The following is a 15,745-nucleotide window of genomic DNA, read 5'->3' as shown; positions in this document are numbered from 1 at the left end:
GCATGAACGCCGCGCCGCCCGCCCTGCTGCGCATGCGCGGCATCGGCAAGGAGTTCCCGGGCGTCCGGGCGCTCAGCGACGTCGAACTGGCCGTCCACCCGGGCGAGGTGGTGGCGCTGCTCGGCGAGAACGGTGCCGGCAAGTCGACGCTGATGAACATCCTGGCCGGGGTGCACGCCGACTACGAGGGCGCCATCGAGATCGACGGCGAGCCGGTGCGCATCCACTCACCGAAGCACGCCCAGCAGCACGGCATCGCGATGATCCACCAGGAGCTCAACCTGGTGCCCGAGCTGTCCGTGTCCGACAACGTCTTCCTCGGCCGCGAACTGCGCACCGCCCGCGGCACCCTGGACCGCGCGGCCATGCACGCCCGCACCGCGGAGCTGCTGGCCGACCTCGGACTCACCCTGTCCCCGGGGCGGTTGGTCCGCGACTGCCGCATCGCCGAGCAGCAACTCGTCGAGGTAGCCAAGGCACTGAACGGCACCCTGCGGATCCTGGTGCTGGACGAGCCGACGTCCGCGCTCGCCGAGGCCGAGGTGGAGCGGCTGTTCGTCGTCATCCGCCGGCTGGCGGCCCGCGGCGTCGGGCTGATCTACATCTCCCACCGGCTCGAGGAGCTGGCCGAGATCGCGGACTCGGCGACCGTGCTGCGCGACGGCACCTTCGCGGGCCGCCGCCCGGTCGCCGGCACCGACCGGGCCGAGCTCGTACGGCTGATGGTCGGACGGCCGCTGGGGGAGCTGTTCCCCAGGGCGGCGGAGCAGCGGTCCGACGGTCCGGTGCGGCTGCGCGTGCGGGGCCTGACCACGACCCCCGCGCCCGCGAGCACCCGTACGCCGCTGCACTCGGTGGACTTCGAGGTGCGAGCCGGGGAGATCCTCGGCGTCGCCGGGCTGATGGGTGCCGGGCGCAGCGAGGTACTGGAGGCCCTCTTCGGGGCCGGCGACCGGGTCCGGGGCGAGATCACGCTGAACGACCGCCCGTACAGCCCGCACACCCCCCGTACGGCGATCCGCCGGGGCATCGCGCTGGTCGCCGAGGACCGCAAGGCGCAGAGCCTGGTGATCGGCAACACCGTACGGTTCAACACCACGTTGGCCGCCCTCGACCGCTACCTCAGGCCGTGGCGCACCGTGGACGCCCGCCGGGAGAAGGCGGCCGCGGCCGGCAAGGTCGCGGAGCTGCGCACCAAGACGCACAGCCTGGACGCCGTGGTCGGCACCCTCTCCGGCGGCAACCAGCAGAAGGTGGTGCTGGCCAAGTGCCTGCTCACCGAGCCGTCGGTGCTGCTGCTCGACGAGCCGACGCGGGGCATCGACGTCGGGGCCAAGGCGGAGATCCACGCCCTGATGGACGCCCTCGCGGCCCGGGGCACCGCGATCATCGCCGTCTCCTCCGAACTTCCGGAGCTGATCGGCATGTGCGACCGGATCATCGTCCTCTGCGAGGGGCGGCTGACCGGCGAGTTCCACCGCGACCCGGCCCACGGGCCGGCCGCGACCCAGGAGGCCATCCTCACCGCGGCGATGGCACGGCAGAACGTGGTGGCCGGACCACCGGCGGACGGAAACGGGGCAGAGACATGAGCAAGACACTCCCACCGGCCCGGGACACCGCCGCCGGCACCGATGAGCACCTGCGGACGCTGCGCGAGCGCCTCTCCCGGGCCCTGCCGTCGCTCGGCTCCCTGCAGAGCTGCATCGGCCTGCTGCTGGTGGTCGCCGTCGGCATCGTCACCAAGGGCCAGATCTTCTGGAACCAGGACAACCTCACCAACGCCGTCACCGCCTTCGCCTCCCGCGGCATCCTCGCGGTCGGCGTCACCCTGGTCATCCTCACCGCGGGGATCGACCTGTCCGTGGGTTCGGTGCTGGGCATCGGGTCCATGACCGCGGCGATGCTGCTGGTCCACCACGGCCTGTCGCCCTGGGCGATCGTCCCGCTGTGTGCGCTGGTGGGCGCGTTCTTCGGCTTCCTCAACGGGATCGGCACCACCTGGCTGCGCATCCAGTCCTTCGTGATGACCCTGGCCATGCTCTCGGTGGTGCGCGGCATCGACCGGCAGTTGAGCAACAACGTCGCCGTGGGCGTGCAGTTGGTCGACCCCCACGGCCATCTCACCCCCAAGGCCGCCGCGTTCGCCGCCCTGGGCACTCCGGGCCACACCCTGATCGCGGGCGTCGGCTACCCGGTGATCGCGTTCGTCGCGGTCTGTGTGCTGGTACAACTGCTGCTCTCCAGAACCCGGTTCGGACGGCATGTGTACGCCGTGGGCGGCAACCCCACCGCCGCCCGGCTCTCCGGCGTCAACGTCAGCCTGGTGATCATCACCGTCTTCACGCTCTGCGGGCTGCTGGCCGGCTTCGCCGGTCCCATCGACGCCGCCTACAGCGCCTCGGCCGACCCGCTGGCCGGCACCTCCTACGAGCTGGACGCCATCGCCGCGGCCGTCATCGGCGGCACCAGCCTGGCCGGCGGCAAGGGCACCATCACCGGCACCGCCGTCGGCGCGCTGATCCTCACCCTGCTCGACAACATCCTCGGGCTCAACGCGATCAGCGACAACATGCAGATGATCATCAAGGGGCTCATCGTCGTCGTGGCGGTCGTGCTCCAGCGCCCGGGCTTCCTGCAGCCCCTCGTCGAGCCGCTGCGCCGCCTGCGCGCCCGCGCCTGACCTTCCCCCGCACCCCCGCTCACCCTCACCCTCACCCATGCAAGGAGCCCCTGTGTCCGCTGTGTCCCTGAGCCGTCGTACCGCCGTGGCCGTCGCCGGCGCGGTCGCCACCGTCGCCGCACTGACCTCCTGCGCCGCCCATGCGCCGAAGACCGCCGCCGCCGGCTCGGGCGGCGGCAGGAAGGAGTTCGTGGTCGGCTACTCCCAGTCCAACAACGCCGAGCCGTACCGCGCCCAGCTCAACGCCCAGCTGGAGTACTTCGTCAAGAAGTACCCGGACCTGAAGCTGCTGCCCATCAGCGACGCCCACCAGGACAGCGCCACCCAGGTGAGCCAGGTGCAGAACTTCATCCAGCGGAAGGTCGACGTCCTGATCCTCTCGCCCAACGAGCCGGCCCCGCTGACCGCCGCGGTGCAGCAGGCCTGCAGCGCACACATCCCGGTCATCGTCCTGGACCGCACCGTGAACACCGACTGCTACACGTCCTTCATCGGCGGCGACAACTACAAGATCGGCACGATGGCGGGCGAGGCGGCGGTGCAGGCCCTGCCGCACGGCGGCAACGTGGCCGAGCTGCAGGGCACCCTGTCCGACCAGCCGCAGATCGACCGCGACAAGGGCTTCAGGGACGCCGTCGCCGGACACCACATCACCATCGTGTACCACCAGGAGGCGAAGTGGCTGAAGGCCAACGCCACCGCGATCACGCAGCGCTGGCTCGACCAGAACAAGAAGATCGACCTCGTCTACGGCGAGAACGACGACATGGCCCTCGGCGCTGTCCTCGCCGCCCGCGGCGCCGGCAAGGCCGACGGCATCAAGTTCATCGGCATCGACGGCCTCGCCATCCCGACCGGGGGCATCCGGGCCGTACAGCTCGGCCAGATGTACACCACCTTCATCTACCCGACCGGCGCCGAGCAGGCGGCGGACACCGCCGAGGCCATCGTGCACGGAAAGACCGTCGGCAAGAAGCAGACCCTGCAGACCACCAGGATCACCAAGGACAACGCCGCGGACGTGTACAAGCAGTACGACATGTCGGCCAAGCTGGGCTGAGCCCCGTCCGCCCCGCGGACCCCGGCAGGAACCCATGGCCACCAGGTCATGGGTTCTCACCTGCCCCGCCGTTGTCAGTGGCGGCCGCTACGGTCTGCCCCGTGGACGCACTGCGCGCGGCGCTCGATCACGTGCTGGGCCTCATCGCGGACGCTCCCTGGAGCGGAACCCTGGCCCTGCGCGGAAGCATGGTCATGCCTGCCTGGGTGGGGGATGCGGCGCGTCAACCGGCCGATCTGGACTGGGTGGTGCTGGAGGACCCCGTCGGGGTCGACACGCTGGACCCGTATCCGTACGTCGACCGGCTGGACATCGTGCAGCAGTGGCCCGAGGCCGCCGACGGCGCGGCACGGTATGAGATGTGGACGTACGAGGAGTTCGACACCGGCGGGCAGCGGCCGCTGCTCCCGCCCGAAGGGCTGCACTGGCTGCATGAGGAGGACGCGGCGGACACCAGACCCCCGTACGCCGACCTGCTCGACCGCGTGGCCCGGCGCCCCGGGGCCGCCCCGGGGCTGCTCCTCGACGCGGACAACGCGCGCGTCGACGGCACCTGGACCTACGCCGAGTACGACACGCCGGGCGTGCGTCTGCTCATCCCCTGGCACGCGGACGGCCTGCCGCCCGGCGAGGTGCGGCTGGACTTCGCCCGCGACGAACGGCTGCCCGAACCCCCGGTGTGGACCCTGATACCGCGCGGCGACGGCGGAAGCCCCGTCCCGGTGCGCACGGCGAGCCGTGAACTGTCCCTGGCCTGGAAGCTGCTGTGGCTGCACACCGACAGCCGGGACGGACGCCGCGCACAGGGCAAGGACCTGTACGACGCGGTCCTCCTCGCCGAGACCGCATCCGCGGACACCCTGCCGCTCCCGCCGAGCCTGCTGCGGAAGGTCTTCGACCGGGCGGCGACATCCGCGGACCCGCATGCCCTCGATCCCGCCGCGGTGCTCCGCTGGGACGTGGACTGGACCGCCTTCCAGGAGCGGCACCCCGCCGTGCGGGGGACGGCGGAGGACTGGCTCTGCCGCCTGGCCGGGGCGCTGGCTCCGCTCACCGCCGGGCTCACCCCTCCGGTACGCCCGGACGGTCGCCGCAGCCGAAAATGACGTGCCCCGGCCGCCTCCCTCTCGTACCGTCATCCCGTACCGAGCGCCGCCACGACCACGGCGGTGCCTGTCGTCCGACACAGAGGGGAGCCCGGCCGTGCGCGCACGCACCGCTGTCGTCGCTCCCCGTTCCCGGTACGAGGTGATCCTCGTGTCCGGGTGGTGCCGGTGCCCGCTGCGCGGCCGGCACCGGACGCCCGTGACGCCCCGCTGATTCTCGGACGCACGGGTAATCGCGCTGCCCTTTTCCCGATGCAGGCCTCAACGTCAGGCCTGATCCCCAGAAAGGCCCTGGGCCGTGCGCACGAACACCACCACCCTCGCCGCGATCCGCAACCTCGGCATCCTCGCCCACGTCGACGCCGGCAAGACCACCGTCACCGAGCGGATCCTGTATGCGACGGGCACCACCCACAAGCGGGGCGAGGTGCACGACGGCACCACCGTCACCGACTTCGACCCGCAGGAACGCGACCGCGGCATCACCATCTTCGCCGCCGCCGTCAGCTGCGCCTGGGACGGGCACCGCATCAATCTCATCGACACCCCCGGCCACGTCGACTTCGCCGACGAGGTCGAGCGCTCACTTCGCGTCCTGGACGGGGCGGTCGCCGTGTTCGACGCCGTCGCCGGGGTCGAGCCGCAGAGCGAGTCGGTGTGGCGGCAGGCGGACCGGCACGGCGTGCCGCGCATCGCGTTCGTCAACAAGATGGACCGGGCGGGCGCCGACCTGGACCGGGCCGTCGAGTCCATCCGGCAGAGACTGCATCCCGTACCGCTCGTCGTCCAGCTTCCCATCGGCGCGGAGGACGGGTTCACGGGCGTGGTGGACCTCGTACGGATGCGCTCGCTGGTCTGGGCCGACGGCGCGGGTACGGCCGTGGAGGGGCCCGTGCCCGAGTCGCTGGGCGAGGAGGCGGTACGGCGGCGCCGGGCGCTGGAGGAGACCGTGGCGGAGCTGCACCCGGCCGCCCTGGAGGAGTTCTGCGACCGCGGGGCCCTGTCCGCCGGCACCCTCGCCGCCACCCTGCGCGACCTCACCCGCACCGGGGACGGCGTGGTCGTGCTGTGCGGCTCCGCGTACCGCAACCGCGGCGTCGAACCGCTGCTCGACGCGGTCGTGGCCTATCTGCCCTCGCCGCTGGACGTCCCCGCCGTACGCGGCGACCACGAGGGCACCGAGCAGGAGCGCGCCGCCGATCCCGAAGCGCCGTTCTCCGGGCTCGTGTTCAAGGTGAACGCGGGCGCCACCGGGCGGCTGGCCTACGTGCGCGTGTATTCGGGCACCGTCGAGAAGGGAGACACCGTGTGGGACCCGGGCACCGGGCGCACCGAGCGCGTGGCGCGCATCCTGCGGGTCATGGCGGACCGGCACGCCCAGCTGGAGAGGGCGGTCGCCGGTGACATCGTCGCGCTCGCGGGTGTGAAGTCGGCGCGGGCCGGCTCCACGCTGTGCGACCCCGGAGCCCCGCTGCTCCTGGAACCGCCGGTGACCGCCGAGCCCGTGGTGTCCGTCGCGGTCGAGGCCCGGCGCGCCACGGACACCGGCCGGCTGGCGGTGGCGCTGGCGCGGCTGGCCGAGGAGGATCCCTCGCTGGTGGTCCGCACCGACGCCGAGACCGGGCAGACCGTGCTGTCCGGGATGGGCGAACTCCACCTGGAGGTCGCGGTGGAGAAGATCCGCCGCGAGGGGGGACCGGAGGTCACCGTGGGCCGGCCGCGGGTCGCCTACCGCGAGACGGTCGTCGAGGGCGTGACCGGGTTCGTGTTCCGGCACGTCAAACAGGACGGCGGGGCGGGGCAGTTCGCCCATGTCGTGCTCGACGTGGAACCGCTCGGTCCCGAAGTGGGCGTCACCGGTTTCGAGTTCCGCTCCGTCGTGGTCGGCGGCCGTGTGCCGCAGGAGTACGTGCGCGCGGTCGAGGCCGGGTGCCGGGACGCGCTCGCCGAGGGGCCGCTGGACGGGCACCCGGTGACCGGGCTGCGGGTCACGCTCACCGACGGCTCCACCCATGTGAAGGACTCCTCCGACACGGCCTTCCGCACCGCCGGCCGGCTCGGGCTCCGCCAGGCCCTGCGCGCGTGCGCGACGGCCCTGCTGGAGCCGGTGGCCGAGGTCACGGTGACCGTGCCGGAGGACGCCGTGGGCTCGGTCCTCGGCGACCTGTCCGCCCGGCGCGGCCGGGTCGGCGGCTCGGAGACCCGGGGCGGCGTGGCGGTCCTGACCGCGACCGTACCGCTGGCCGAACTGGTCGGCTACGCCACCAGGTTGCGCAGCCGTACCCAGGGCCGCGGCACCTTCACGACCCGGCCGGCCGGTTACGCCCCGGCGCCGCGACCGGTGCCGGTCCGGTAGCGGGACGGGGCCCGCACGACGTGCCGATCCGGTGCGCCGTGCGGGCCCCGCCCACGACGTACGGGATGGGCCGGAGGGGGAGTTGGGCCTTGGTGCGGCAGCCGTCGTCCCTGCGGCACCAAACCGTTGCGGAGGCCTGTCGACATACAACCGTTGCACAACCGTGCTCCGGCTCTCCCGTCGCAGGTCACGCACCGTACGGCCGCCCACCACCGCCACCCGGACCCCCTGTTTTCCGGCGCATCCCCGCGCTTTTCCGGCCCGTTCGGCCGTTCCCCGCTGCCGGATCTCTTGACGAGCGTTTCCTCCGAGGATTAACTCACGTCCTAAATTAAGCCATGAGGGGCTTCGGGAGGCGAGCCGAACGGGTCCGCCCGGATCCGCGCGGGTCGCGCGGGTCGCGCGGGTCGGCACGGGCGTCGGCTTCCGTGAGCAACCTCGGGTTCTCGACTCCCGGAAAGGGACACCAGGAGCCATGCGCAGCATCCGAGCCGCGGCCACAGGCGCCGTCACCCTGTCTCTCGTCCTCGCGGCCACGGCCTGCGGAGGCGGCTCGTCCAGCGGCGGCGGGTCCAACGACTCGCCGAAGACGCTGACGTACTGGGCCTCCAACCAGGGCGCCAGCATCGCCGTCGACCAGCAGGTCCTCCAGCCCGAACTCGACAAGTTCCAGAAGCAGACCGGGATCAAGGTGAAGCTGGAGGTCGTGCCCTGGACCGACCTGCTCAACCGGATCCTCACCGCGACCACCTCGGGTCAGGGCCCGGACGTGCTGAACATCGGCAACTCCTGGAGCGCCTCCCTGCAGGCGACCGGCGCGCTGCTGCCGTGGGACACGGGGAACTTCGCCAAGATCGGCGGCAAGGACCGGTTCGTCGACTCCGCGCTCGGCTCGACCGGCGCGGCGGGCAAGGACCCCGCCGCGGTCCCGCTCTACTCGATGGCGTACGCCCTCTACTACAACAAGAAGATCTTCGCCGACGCCGGGATCGGGCAACCGCCCGCCACCTGGGACGAGTTGGTCGCCGACGGCAAGAAGATCCAGGCCAGGGGCAAGTCCGCGCTCGGTGCCGAGGGCTCCAACCCGTCGGAGAACATCCACCACGTCTTCGTCTTCGCCAAGCAGCGCGGCGCCGACTTCTTCACCGCCGACGGCAAGCCGGACTTCACCGACCCCAAGGTGGTGGACGCCGTGAAGAGTTACGTCGACCTCATGGCCAAGGACAAGGTCATCCCGACCGGCGACGCCGAGTACGCGCAGAACCAGTCCGTCAGCGACTTCGCCAAGGGCAAGCAGGCGATGCTGCTGTGGCAGTCCGCCTCCGCCAACCTCAAGTCCCAGGGGATGAGCGAGGACGCCTACGGCATCGCGCCCGTCCCGGTGATCTCCGGCACCCCCGGCCCCGGCACCCAGGTCGACTCGATGGTCGCAGGCATCAACCTCGCCGTCTTCAAGAACACCCACAACCTCGACGGCGCCACGAAGTTCGTGAAGTTCATGACCTCCGACGAGGAACAGAAGGTCCTCAACAAGGCCTACAGCACCATCCCGCCGGTGAAGTCCGCGCAGGCGGACCCGGCGTTCAGCACGCCTGCCAACACCGTGCTGAAGAACACCTTCACCACCAGCGCGGCCGCCCTGCCGCAGGTCGCGTCCGAGTCGCAGTTCGAGACAGCGGTCGGTACGGCCGTCAAGGACCTGTTCGCCGACGCCGCCGCCGGGCGCGCGGTGACCACCGACTCGGTCAAGGCCGCGCTGCAGAAGGCCCAGCAGCAGATGCCGGCGGCGTGAGCGAGACCATGACGACGACCACCGCCTTCAAGGAGCCGGTGCGGCACACCACGCCCGGTGCGGCGGCGCGCGAACCCCGCCGCCGTACCGGGCGGCTGCGCCGCGTCTCCCTGCCGTATCTGCTGCTCCTGCCCGCCCTGCTGCTCGAACTCCTCGTCCACCTGGTGCCGATGGTCATCGGCATCGTGATGAGCTTCAAGGAGCTCACGCAGTTCTACATCCGCGACTGGAGCACCGCCCCCTGGTCCGGCCTCGGCAACTACAAGGTGTCGGTGGACTTCGACGCCCCCGTCGGCCAGGCCCTGCTGCACTCGTTCTACGTCACCGTCGGCTTCACCCTGCTGTCGGTCGGCCTGTGCTGGCTGATCGGCACCGCCGCCGCGGTCTTCATGCAGGACACCTTCCGCGGCCGCGGCCTGCTCCGGGCACTGTTCCTGGTGCCGTACGCCCTGCCGGTCTACGCGGCCGTCATCACCTGGGTGTTCATGTTCCAGCACGACAACGGCCTGGTGAACCACGTCCTGCACGACCAGCTGCACCTCACCGGCAAACCGTCCTTCTGGCTGATCGGCGACAACAGCTTCTACGCGCTGCTCACCGTGTCGGTCTGGAAGGGCTGGCCCTTCGCCTTCCTCATCGTGATGGCCGGACTGCAGAACATCCCCCGGGAGCTGTACGAGGCGGCCGCGCTGGACGGTGCCGGGATGTGGCAGCAGATCCGCCGCATCACCCTGCCGTCCCTGCGCCCGGTCAACCAGGTGCTGGTCCTGGTCCTCTTCCTGTGGACGTTCAACGACTTCAACACGCCGTACGTGCTGTTCGGCAGGTCCGCCCCCGAGGCCGCCGACCTCATCTCGGTCCACATCTACCAGGCGTCCTTCGTCACCTGGAACTTCGGCACCGGTTCCGCCATGTCCGTCCTGCTGCTGCTCTTCCTGCTCGTCGTGACGGGCGTGTACCTGCTGTTCACCTCGCGCGGACGGAGGGCCTCCGCCGATGTCTAGCCCGCCCCTCGCCTCGCCGAGGCGCAACTCGCCGACGGCGCCGCCGCGTTCCTTCCTCTGGTCGAGGCGGATCTTCCTCACCCTGCTCACCGGCTTCGTGCTGGTCCCGGTGTACGTGATGGTCTCCAGCTCGCTGAAGCCGCTCGCGGACGTCACCGGCAAGTTCCGCTGGCTGCCGAGCGGGCTCACCATCCGGCCGTACATCGACATATGGTCGACGGTCCCGCTCGCGAAGTACTTCATGAACTCGCTGATCGTGGCGGGCGCGGCGACGATCTGCTCGGTGGTGATCGCGGTGTTCGCCGCGTACGCCGTCAGCCGCTACGACTTCCGCGGCAAGCGGGTCTTCACGGTGACGGTCCTGTCGACGCAGATGTTCCCCGGCATCCTCTTCCTCCTCCCGCTGTTCCTGATCTACGTCAACATCGGCAACGCCACCGGCATCGCCCTGTTCGGCTCCCGCGGCGGCCTGATCCTGACGTATCTGACCTTCTCCCTCCCCTTCTCCATCTGGATGCTGATCGGCTACTTCGACTCGGTGCCGCGCGACCTGGACGAAGCGGCACTGGTCGACGGCTGCGGCCCGCTCGGCGCGCTGCTCAGGATCGTCGTACCGGCGGCGGTCCCCGGCATCGTCGCGGTCGCCGTCTACGCCTTCATGACCGCCTGGGGCGAGGTGCTCTTCGCGTCCGTCATGACCAACGACGCCACCCGCACCCTCGCCGTCGGCCTCCAGGGCTACTCCACCCTCAACAACGTCTACTGGAACCAGATCATGGCCGCCTCGCTGGTCGTCAGCGTGCCCGTGGTCGCCGGCTTCCTCCTCCTGCAGCGCTACCTCGTCGCCGGTCTGACGGCAGGCGCCGTCAAGTGACCCGAGCGACCCACACCCCTGATCCCGAAGGGACTTCCGTGTCCGAACGCATCGACCTCGCCGCACTCCCGCACGACTTCCTGTGGGGCACGGCCACCGCGGCGTACCAGATCGAGGGGGCCGTCGCCGAGGACGGCCGTACGCCCTCGATCTGGGACACCTTCTCGCACACCCCGGGGAAGGTCGCGAACGGCGACACCGGCGACGTCGCCTGCGACCACTACCACCGCTGGCGCGAGGACATCGGCCTGATGCGGCAACTCGGCGTCAACGCCTACCGGTTGTCGGTGGCCTGGCCCCGCGTGGTCCCCGGCGGCACGGGCCCGGTGAACCCCAAGGGCCTGGCCTTCTACGACGAACTGGTGGACGCCCTGCTGGAGGCCGGCATCACCCCGTCCGTCACCCTCTACCACTGGGACCTGCCGCAGGTGCTCCAGGACCGCGGCGGCTGGCCCGAGCGGGACACCGCCTTCGCGCTCGCCGAGTACGCCTCGGCGGTCGCCACCCGCCTGGGCGACCGGGTCAAACTCTGGGCGACCCTCAACGAGCCGAGCTGCTCGGCCTGGATCGGCCACCTGGAGGGCAAGATGGCCCCCGGCTGGACGGACCTCACCGCCGCCGTCCGCGCATCCGTCCACCTGCTGCTGGGCCACGGCCTCGCCGCCCAGGCGATCCGCGCCGCGGCGCCCGGCGCCCAGGTCGGCATCGTCAACAACCTCTCCACCGTGCACGCGGCCACCGACCGCCCCGAGGACATCGCCGCCGCCCGCCGCCACGACGGCCATGTCAACCGCTGGTGGCTCGACCCGGTGCACGGCCGCGGCTTCCCGGCCGACATGGTGGAGACGTACGGCGTCGAACTTCCCCTCTACGCAGGCGACCTGACGACGATCGCGACCTCGCTGGACTGGCTCGGCCTGAACTACTACTTCCCCGCGTACGTCGCCGACGCCCCCGACGCCCCGGCGCCGTACCTCCGCGCCGTGCGCCGCGAGGGCGTACCGCGCACCGGCATGGACTGGGAGATCGACGCGAGCGGCATCGAGACGCTGCTGCTCCGGCTCACCGAGGACTACGGCGCCCGGAAGATCTACGTCACCGAGAACGGTTCCGCCTTCCCGGACGCGGTCCGCCCCGACGGCGGCATCGACGACCCCGAACGCCAGGACTACCTGGAGCGCCACCTCGCCGCCTGCGCCTCGGCCGCCCGCAAGGGCGCCCCCCTCGCCGGCTACTTCGCCTGGTCCCTGCTGGACAACTTCGAGTGGGCATACGGCTACGACAAGCGCTTCGGCCTGGTCCACGTCGACTACCGCACCCAGGTGCGCACGATCAAGGGCAGCGGTCACCGGTACGCGGACCTCGTCCGCGTCCACCGCGGCCAGACCCGCCGGGCCGCCTGAGCCGGGCCCGGCCGGCCGGGCCGGTGGGCACGGGAAGGGAGCCCGCGCCCACCGGCCCCTCCACACCGCCTTTCGCGTACGGCGCTGAACGAGCCACCGGTTCCCCACGTATGACCCGAACGTGGCAGGATCCCTCACCATGAGCGCGTCCCCGGCGGTGAGAGGCCTGCGTGCCGCAGTGTTCGCCGCGGTGTGCGTGCTGCTCGCCGCCGCCGGACACGGGCTCGCCATGGGGGACATGCCGCCGCTGTGGGCCGATGCGGCCGGGTTCGCCGCCGTCCTCGCGCTCGGCTGGGTGCTCGGCGCACAGGAGCGGTCGCTGGCCGGTATCGGCGCCGCCATGGTGCTCACCCAGGCCGGGCTGCACCTCGGCTTCGACGCCGCCCACCCCGCCACCGTGCGCACGGCCATGCCCGGCCACGCGATGGCCGCCATGCACGTCCACGCGGCGGCCATGAGCGACGTCCACACGAGCGCGCACCCGCACCTCACCGCCCACGCCACCGCCGCCCACCTCCTCGCCGCGCTGGCCGCCTCCTGGTGGCTGCGGCGGGGCGAGGCCGCGCTGTGGGCGTTGCTGCGCCGGGCCGGAGCGTTCGTTCCCGGCCTCGTCGCCTGGTGGCGCGACACCTCGCTGCCCGCCCCCGCCGGTCGCGTCCCGCGTGTCCCGGGCGCCCCCGAACCACCCCGACCGACCGTGCTGCGGCACGCGGTCAGCCGGCGCGGACCCCCGCCGCCGGTCCCGTACTCGCTCTGACACCTGTCCACACGGTTCACACGTCACTCGTACGGAGACCGACTCACCCATGTCCGTATCACGCCGCACCACGCGCCGCGCCGCCACCGTCGCCGCCCTCGCCACCGCCGCGGTCCTTCTCGCCGCCGGCGCCGCCTCCGCGCACGTCACCGTCCACCCCGACAGCTACGCCAAGGGAGCCACCGACGGCGTGCTGACCTTCCGGGTCCCCAACGAGGAGGACAAGGCCTTCACCACCAAGGTGCAGGTCTTCCTGCCCACCGACCACCCCGTGCTCGGCGTGCTCGTGCACCCGCAGGACGGCTGGACCGCCAAGGTCACCACCACCAAGCTCAAGACGCCGGTCAAGACCGACGACGGCACCATCACCGAGGCCGCTTCCGAGATCACCTTCAGTGGTGGCAGGATCGGCGCCGGGCAGTACGAGGACTTCAACGTCGCTTTCGGCCAACTGCCCGATGACACCGACCGGTTGGTTTTCAAGACCCTGCAGACCTACTCCGACGGGAAGGTCGCGCGCTGGATCGAGGAGCCGACCGGCGGCGACGAGCCGGAGAACCCGGCCCCCGTGCTCAAGCTGACGGCCGGTGACGCGAGCGGGGCCCCGGCGTCGGCCAGGACCGCTCCCGCCACCGCCAAGGCCGCCGACGCGAGCGACTCCACGGCCCGCGGGCTCGGCATCGCCGGGCTGGTCGTCGGTGTCCTCGGCCTCGCGGCCGCCGCGTTCGCGATCGTACGGGGCCGCTCCGCACGGTCGTAACCTGCCAAGCCACGGCTGAGGGCCCGGACCGGCGACCGGTCCGGGCCCTCAGCCGCTGCCGGCGGCCCGGGCTCAGCGCGCCGCCAGCTCCAGCACCTTCCCCCCGGTCGCCGCCGCCTCCACGCAGATGCGGGAGGTGCGCCACAGCCACCACACGTCACGGCCGAAGGACCACAGCAGCGAGCCCAGGGCCACGAGCACGACCGCGAGGTTCGCCAGGTGGGGGAGGAGCTCGGCACCCGCCACGAGCAGGGCTATGCCCTGGACCGCGGCGACGGTCTTGCGGGCGAAGGACGGCGGCAGCGGAGCGTTCAGCCAGGGGGCGATCCGGGCCGCGGCGACGAAGGCGTAGCGCATCCCGCCGATCAGCAGCACCCACGGGCCGAGCTGCATGGACACGTACACGCTCAGCACCAGGATCAGGAACGCGTCCACCTCCATGTCGAAGCGTGCGCCGAGCGCGGTCGACGTCCCGGTGCGGCGGGCCACCTTGCCGTCCACTCCGTCCAGGAGCAGGGCCACCGCGGTCAGGCCGACCAGCAGGGACACCGGTGGCGTGCTCTCGAAGGAGTCCGCCACCAGGGCGGTCACCCCGCCCACCAGGGTCGCCCGGCCGAGCGTCACACGATTGGCCGGGCCGAAGGAGCGCAGGCAGGAGCGGTGCAGGGCCCGGGCCAGCACCGCCCAGGTGGCGAACGCGAACGCCAGTCCCGTCAGCCAGCCGGCCGGCCCCATGCCTATCGCCGTTCCGAGCAGGGCCAGCAGCAGGAGCTGTATGCCCGCTCCCACAGCGGTCTCCTGCTGGGGCCTGGCGTCATACGTGTTGTTCAGGGCCACCGCACACCCTCCGGCCGAGTGACAGAGTCGATCAACGCCGCGTACTGTGCGCGGCCTGTGCACTTCTCGGTACGTGAACAACTTCCCTACTGTTCAGGAGGATGCCGATGAACCGCTCGGCCCGCGCGTTCTGGCTGAGCTCACCGGGCCACGGCGAGCTGCGCGACATCACGCTCGCGGAGCCCGCCGAGGACGAGGTCCTGGTGCGCGCCCTGTACTCCGGAGTGAGCCGTGGCACCGAGACGCTGGTGTTCCGCGGCGGGGTGCCGGAGAGTCAACACGCCGCGATGCGGGCGCCGTTCCAGGAGGGCGACTTCCCCGCGCCGGTGAAGTACGGCTACCTCAGCGTCGGCCAGGTGGAGGAGGGTCCGGCCGAGCTGATCGGGCGTACGGTCTTCTGCCTGTATCCGCATCAGAGCCGTTACGTCGTTCGGGTGAACGCCGTGACCGTCGTGCCCGAGCGGGTGCCCGCCGAGCGGGCCGTGCTCGCCGGGACCGTGGAGACCGCCGTGAACGCCCTGTGGGACGCGGCACCGCTGATCGGCGACCGGATCGCGGTGGTCGGCGGCGGCATGGTCGGCTGCTCGGTCGCCGCCCTGCTGGCCCGCTTCCCGGGCGTACGGCTGCAGCTCGTCGACGCCGACCCGGGGCGTGCGAAGACCGCCGAGGCGCTCGGCGTGGACTTCGCCACGCCCGACGCAGCCCTCGGCGACTGCGACCTCGTCGTGCACGCCAGTGCCAGCGAGGCCGGTCTCACCCGCGCGCTGCAACTCCTCGCTCCCGAGGGTACGGTGGTGGAACTCAGCTGGTACGGCGACCGGCGGGTCTCCCTGCCGCTGGGCGAGGCCTTCCACTCCCGGCGGCTCACCGTGCGCAGCAGCCAGGTCGGCACCGTCTCCCCGGCGGCGCGTGCCGGCCGGGACTACGCCGACCGGATGGCGCTCGCCCTCGACCTGCTCGCCGACCCGGCCCTGGACGCGCTCATCACCGGGGAGAGCGCTTTCGAGCAACTCCCGGACGTCATGCCGAAGCTCGCCTCGGGCGAGATCCCCGCCCTGTGCCACCGGATCCGGTACGCCGACACGGGCCTGACCTGAGAAAAGAGTGAGAGAG

The 15,745-nt window shown here is 71.7% G+C and carries 13 protein-coding genes; 12 read left to right on the top strand and 1 reads right to left on the bottom strand.

The features are described 5' to 3' along the window. Positions 1-2: 2 nt before the first annotated feature. The 11 genes from LMU33_RS36965 (at position 3) to LMU33_RS36915 (ending at position 13,795) form a co-directional block, all read left to right on the top strand. Entirely contained in the window at positions 3-1,592 is a 1,590-nt protein-coding gene (locus LMU33_RS36965) for a sugar ABC transporter ATP-binding protein (protein ID WP_228625733.1), read from the top strand. Continuing rightward, positions 1,589-2,683 (top strand): ABC transporter permease, encoded by a 1,095-nt coding sequence (locus LMU33_RS36960; protein ID WP_228625731.1) that lies wholly within the window; start codon positions 1,589-1,591, stop codon positions 2,681-2,683. Before LMU33_RS36965 ends, LMU33_RS36960 begins: the two co-directional genes overlap by 4 nt. A gap of 52 nt (positions 2,684-2,735) precedes the next feature. Beyond that, positions 2,736-3,743, top strand: a complete 1,008-nt coding sequence (locus tag LMU33_RS36955) for a substrate-binding domain-containing protein (RefSeq protein WP_228625729.1) — start codon at positions 2,736-2,738, stop codon at positions 3,741-3,743. 101 nt (positions 3,744-3,844) lie between these two features. Further along, a complete protein-coding gene (locus tag LMU33_RS36950; RefSeq protein ID WP_228625727.1) occupies positions 3,845-4,849 on the top strand; it encodes a nucleotidyl transferase AbiEii/AbiGii toxin family protein in 1,005 nt (334 codons plus the stop codon). Positions 4,850-5,147: 298 nt separating this feature from the next. Next, entirely contained in the window at positions 5,148-7,205 is a 2,058-nt protein-coding gene (gene fusA / locus LMU33_RS36945; RefSeq protein WP_228625725.1) for an elongation factor G, read from the top strand. 475 nt (positions 7,206-7,680) lie between these two features. Further along, positions 7,681-8,997 carry an ABC transporter substrate-binding protein gene (locus LMU33_RS36940; protein WP_228625723.1) on the top strand — a complete coding sequence of 439 codons (1,317 nt, stop codon included), beginning with the start codon at positions 7,681-7,683 and terminating at the stop codon, positions 8,995-8,997. 8 nt (positions 8,998-9,005) lie between these two features. Continuing rightward, positions 9,006-10,001, top strand: coding sequence for a carbohydrate ABC transporter permease (locus tag LMU33_RS36935; protein ID WP_228625721.1), 996 nt, complete (start codon positions 9,006-9,008; stop codon positions 9,999-10,001). Beyond that, positions 9,994-10,875 carry a carbohydrate ABC transporter permease gene (locus LMU33_RS36930; protein ID WP_228625719.1) on the top strand — a complete coding sequence of 294 codons (882 nt, stop codon included), beginning with the start codon at positions 9,994-9,996 and terminating at the stop codon, positions 10,873-10,875. Before LMU33_RS36935 ends, LMU33_RS36930 begins: the two co-directional genes overlap by 8 nt. A 38-nt stretch (positions 10,876-10,913) precedes the next feature. After that, the gene (locus tag LMU33_RS36925; RefSeq protein ID WP_228625717.1) at positions 10,914-12,278 is read left to right on the top strand and encodes a GH1 family beta-glucosidase; all 1,365 of its coding nucleotides are present in this window, start codon (positions 10,914-10,916) and stop codon (positions 12,276-12,278) included. A 139-nt stretch (positions 12,279-12,417) separates the two neighbouring features. Continuing rightward, positions 12,418-13,035, top strand: a complete 618-nt coding sequence (locus tag LMU33_RS36920; RefSeq protein WP_228625715.1) for a hypothetical protein — start codon at positions 12,418-12,420, stop codon at positions 13,033-13,035. A 49-nt stretch (positions 13,036-13,084) separates the two neighbouring features. After that, on the top strand, positions 13,085-13,795 hold the full coding sequence (locus LMU33_RS36915) for a YcnI family protein (RefSeq protein ID WP_228625713.1): 711 nt from the start codon (positions 13,085-13,087) through the stop codon (positions 13,793-13,795). Positions 13,796-13,867: 72 nt separating this feature from the next. On the opposite strand, the gene LMU33_RS36910 is transcribed toward LMU33_RS36915, so the two are convergent. Beyond that, positions 13,868-14,632 carry a CDP-alcohol phosphatidyltransferase family protein gene (locus tag LMU33_RS36910; RefSeq protein ID WP_228625711.1) on the bottom strand — a complete coding sequence of 255 codons (765 nt, stop codon included), beginning with the start codon at positions 14,630-14,632 and terminating at the stop codon, positions 13,868-13,870. A gap of 107 nt (positions 14,633-14,739) precedes the next feature. Between LMU33_RS36910 and LMU33_RS36905 the strand changes: the two genes are divergently transcribed. Next, positions 14,740-15,729: a zinc-dependent alcohol dehydrogenase gene (locus LMU33_RS36905; protein WP_228625709.1), complete on the top strand. Its 990-nt coding sequence runs from the start codon at positions 14,740-14,742 to the stop codon at positions 15,727-15,729. The last annotated feature ends 16 nt before the right edge of the window (positions 15,730-15,745 follow it).

Source organism: Streptomyces barringtoniae, assembly GCF_020819595.1.
Classification (GTDB): Bacteria; Actinomycetota; Actinomycetes; order Streptomycetales; family Streptomycetaceae; genus Streptomyces; species Streptomyces barringtoniae.
The sequence above is the reverse complement of the archived record's forward strand: the minus strand, read 5'-3'. Positions and strand labels throughout refer to the sequence as shown.

Excerpts from the sequence above, each read along its gene's own strand:
- LMU33_RS36935 (WP_228625721.1), top strand. The coding sequence starts at position 9,006 with ATGACGACGACCACCGCCTTCAAGGAGCCGGTGCGGCACACCACGCCC.
- LMU33_RS36915 (WP_228625713.1), top strand. The coding sequence starts at position 13,085 with ATGTCCGTATCACGCCGCACCACGCGCCGCGCCGCCACCGTCGCCGCC.
- LMU33_RS36940 (WP_228625723.1), top strand. The coding sequence starts at position 7,681 with ATGCGCAGCATCCGAGCCGCGGCCACAGGCGCCGTCACCCTGTCTCTC.
- LMU33_RS36930 (WP_228625719.1), top strand. The coding sequence starts at position 9,994 with ATGTCTAGCCCGCCCCTCGCCTCGCCGAGGCGCAACTCGCCGACGGCG.
- LMU33_RS36965 (WP_228625733.1), top strand. The coding sequence starts at position 3 with ATGAACGCCGCGCCGCCCGCCCTGCTGCGCATGCGCGGCATCGGCAAG.
- LMU33_RS36920 (WP_228625715.1), top strand. The coding sequence starts at position 12,418 with ATGAGCGCGTCCCCGGCGGTGAGAGGCCTGCGTGCCGCAGTGTTCGCC.
- LMU33_RS36905 (WP_228625709.1), top strand. The coding sequence starts at position 14,740 with ATGAACCGCTCGGCCCGCGCGTTCTGGCTGAGCTCACCGGGCCACGGC.
- LMU33_RS36960 (WP_228625731.1), top strand. The coding sequence starts at position 1,589 with ATGAGCAAGACACTCCCACCGGCCCGGGACACCGCCGCCGGCACCGAT.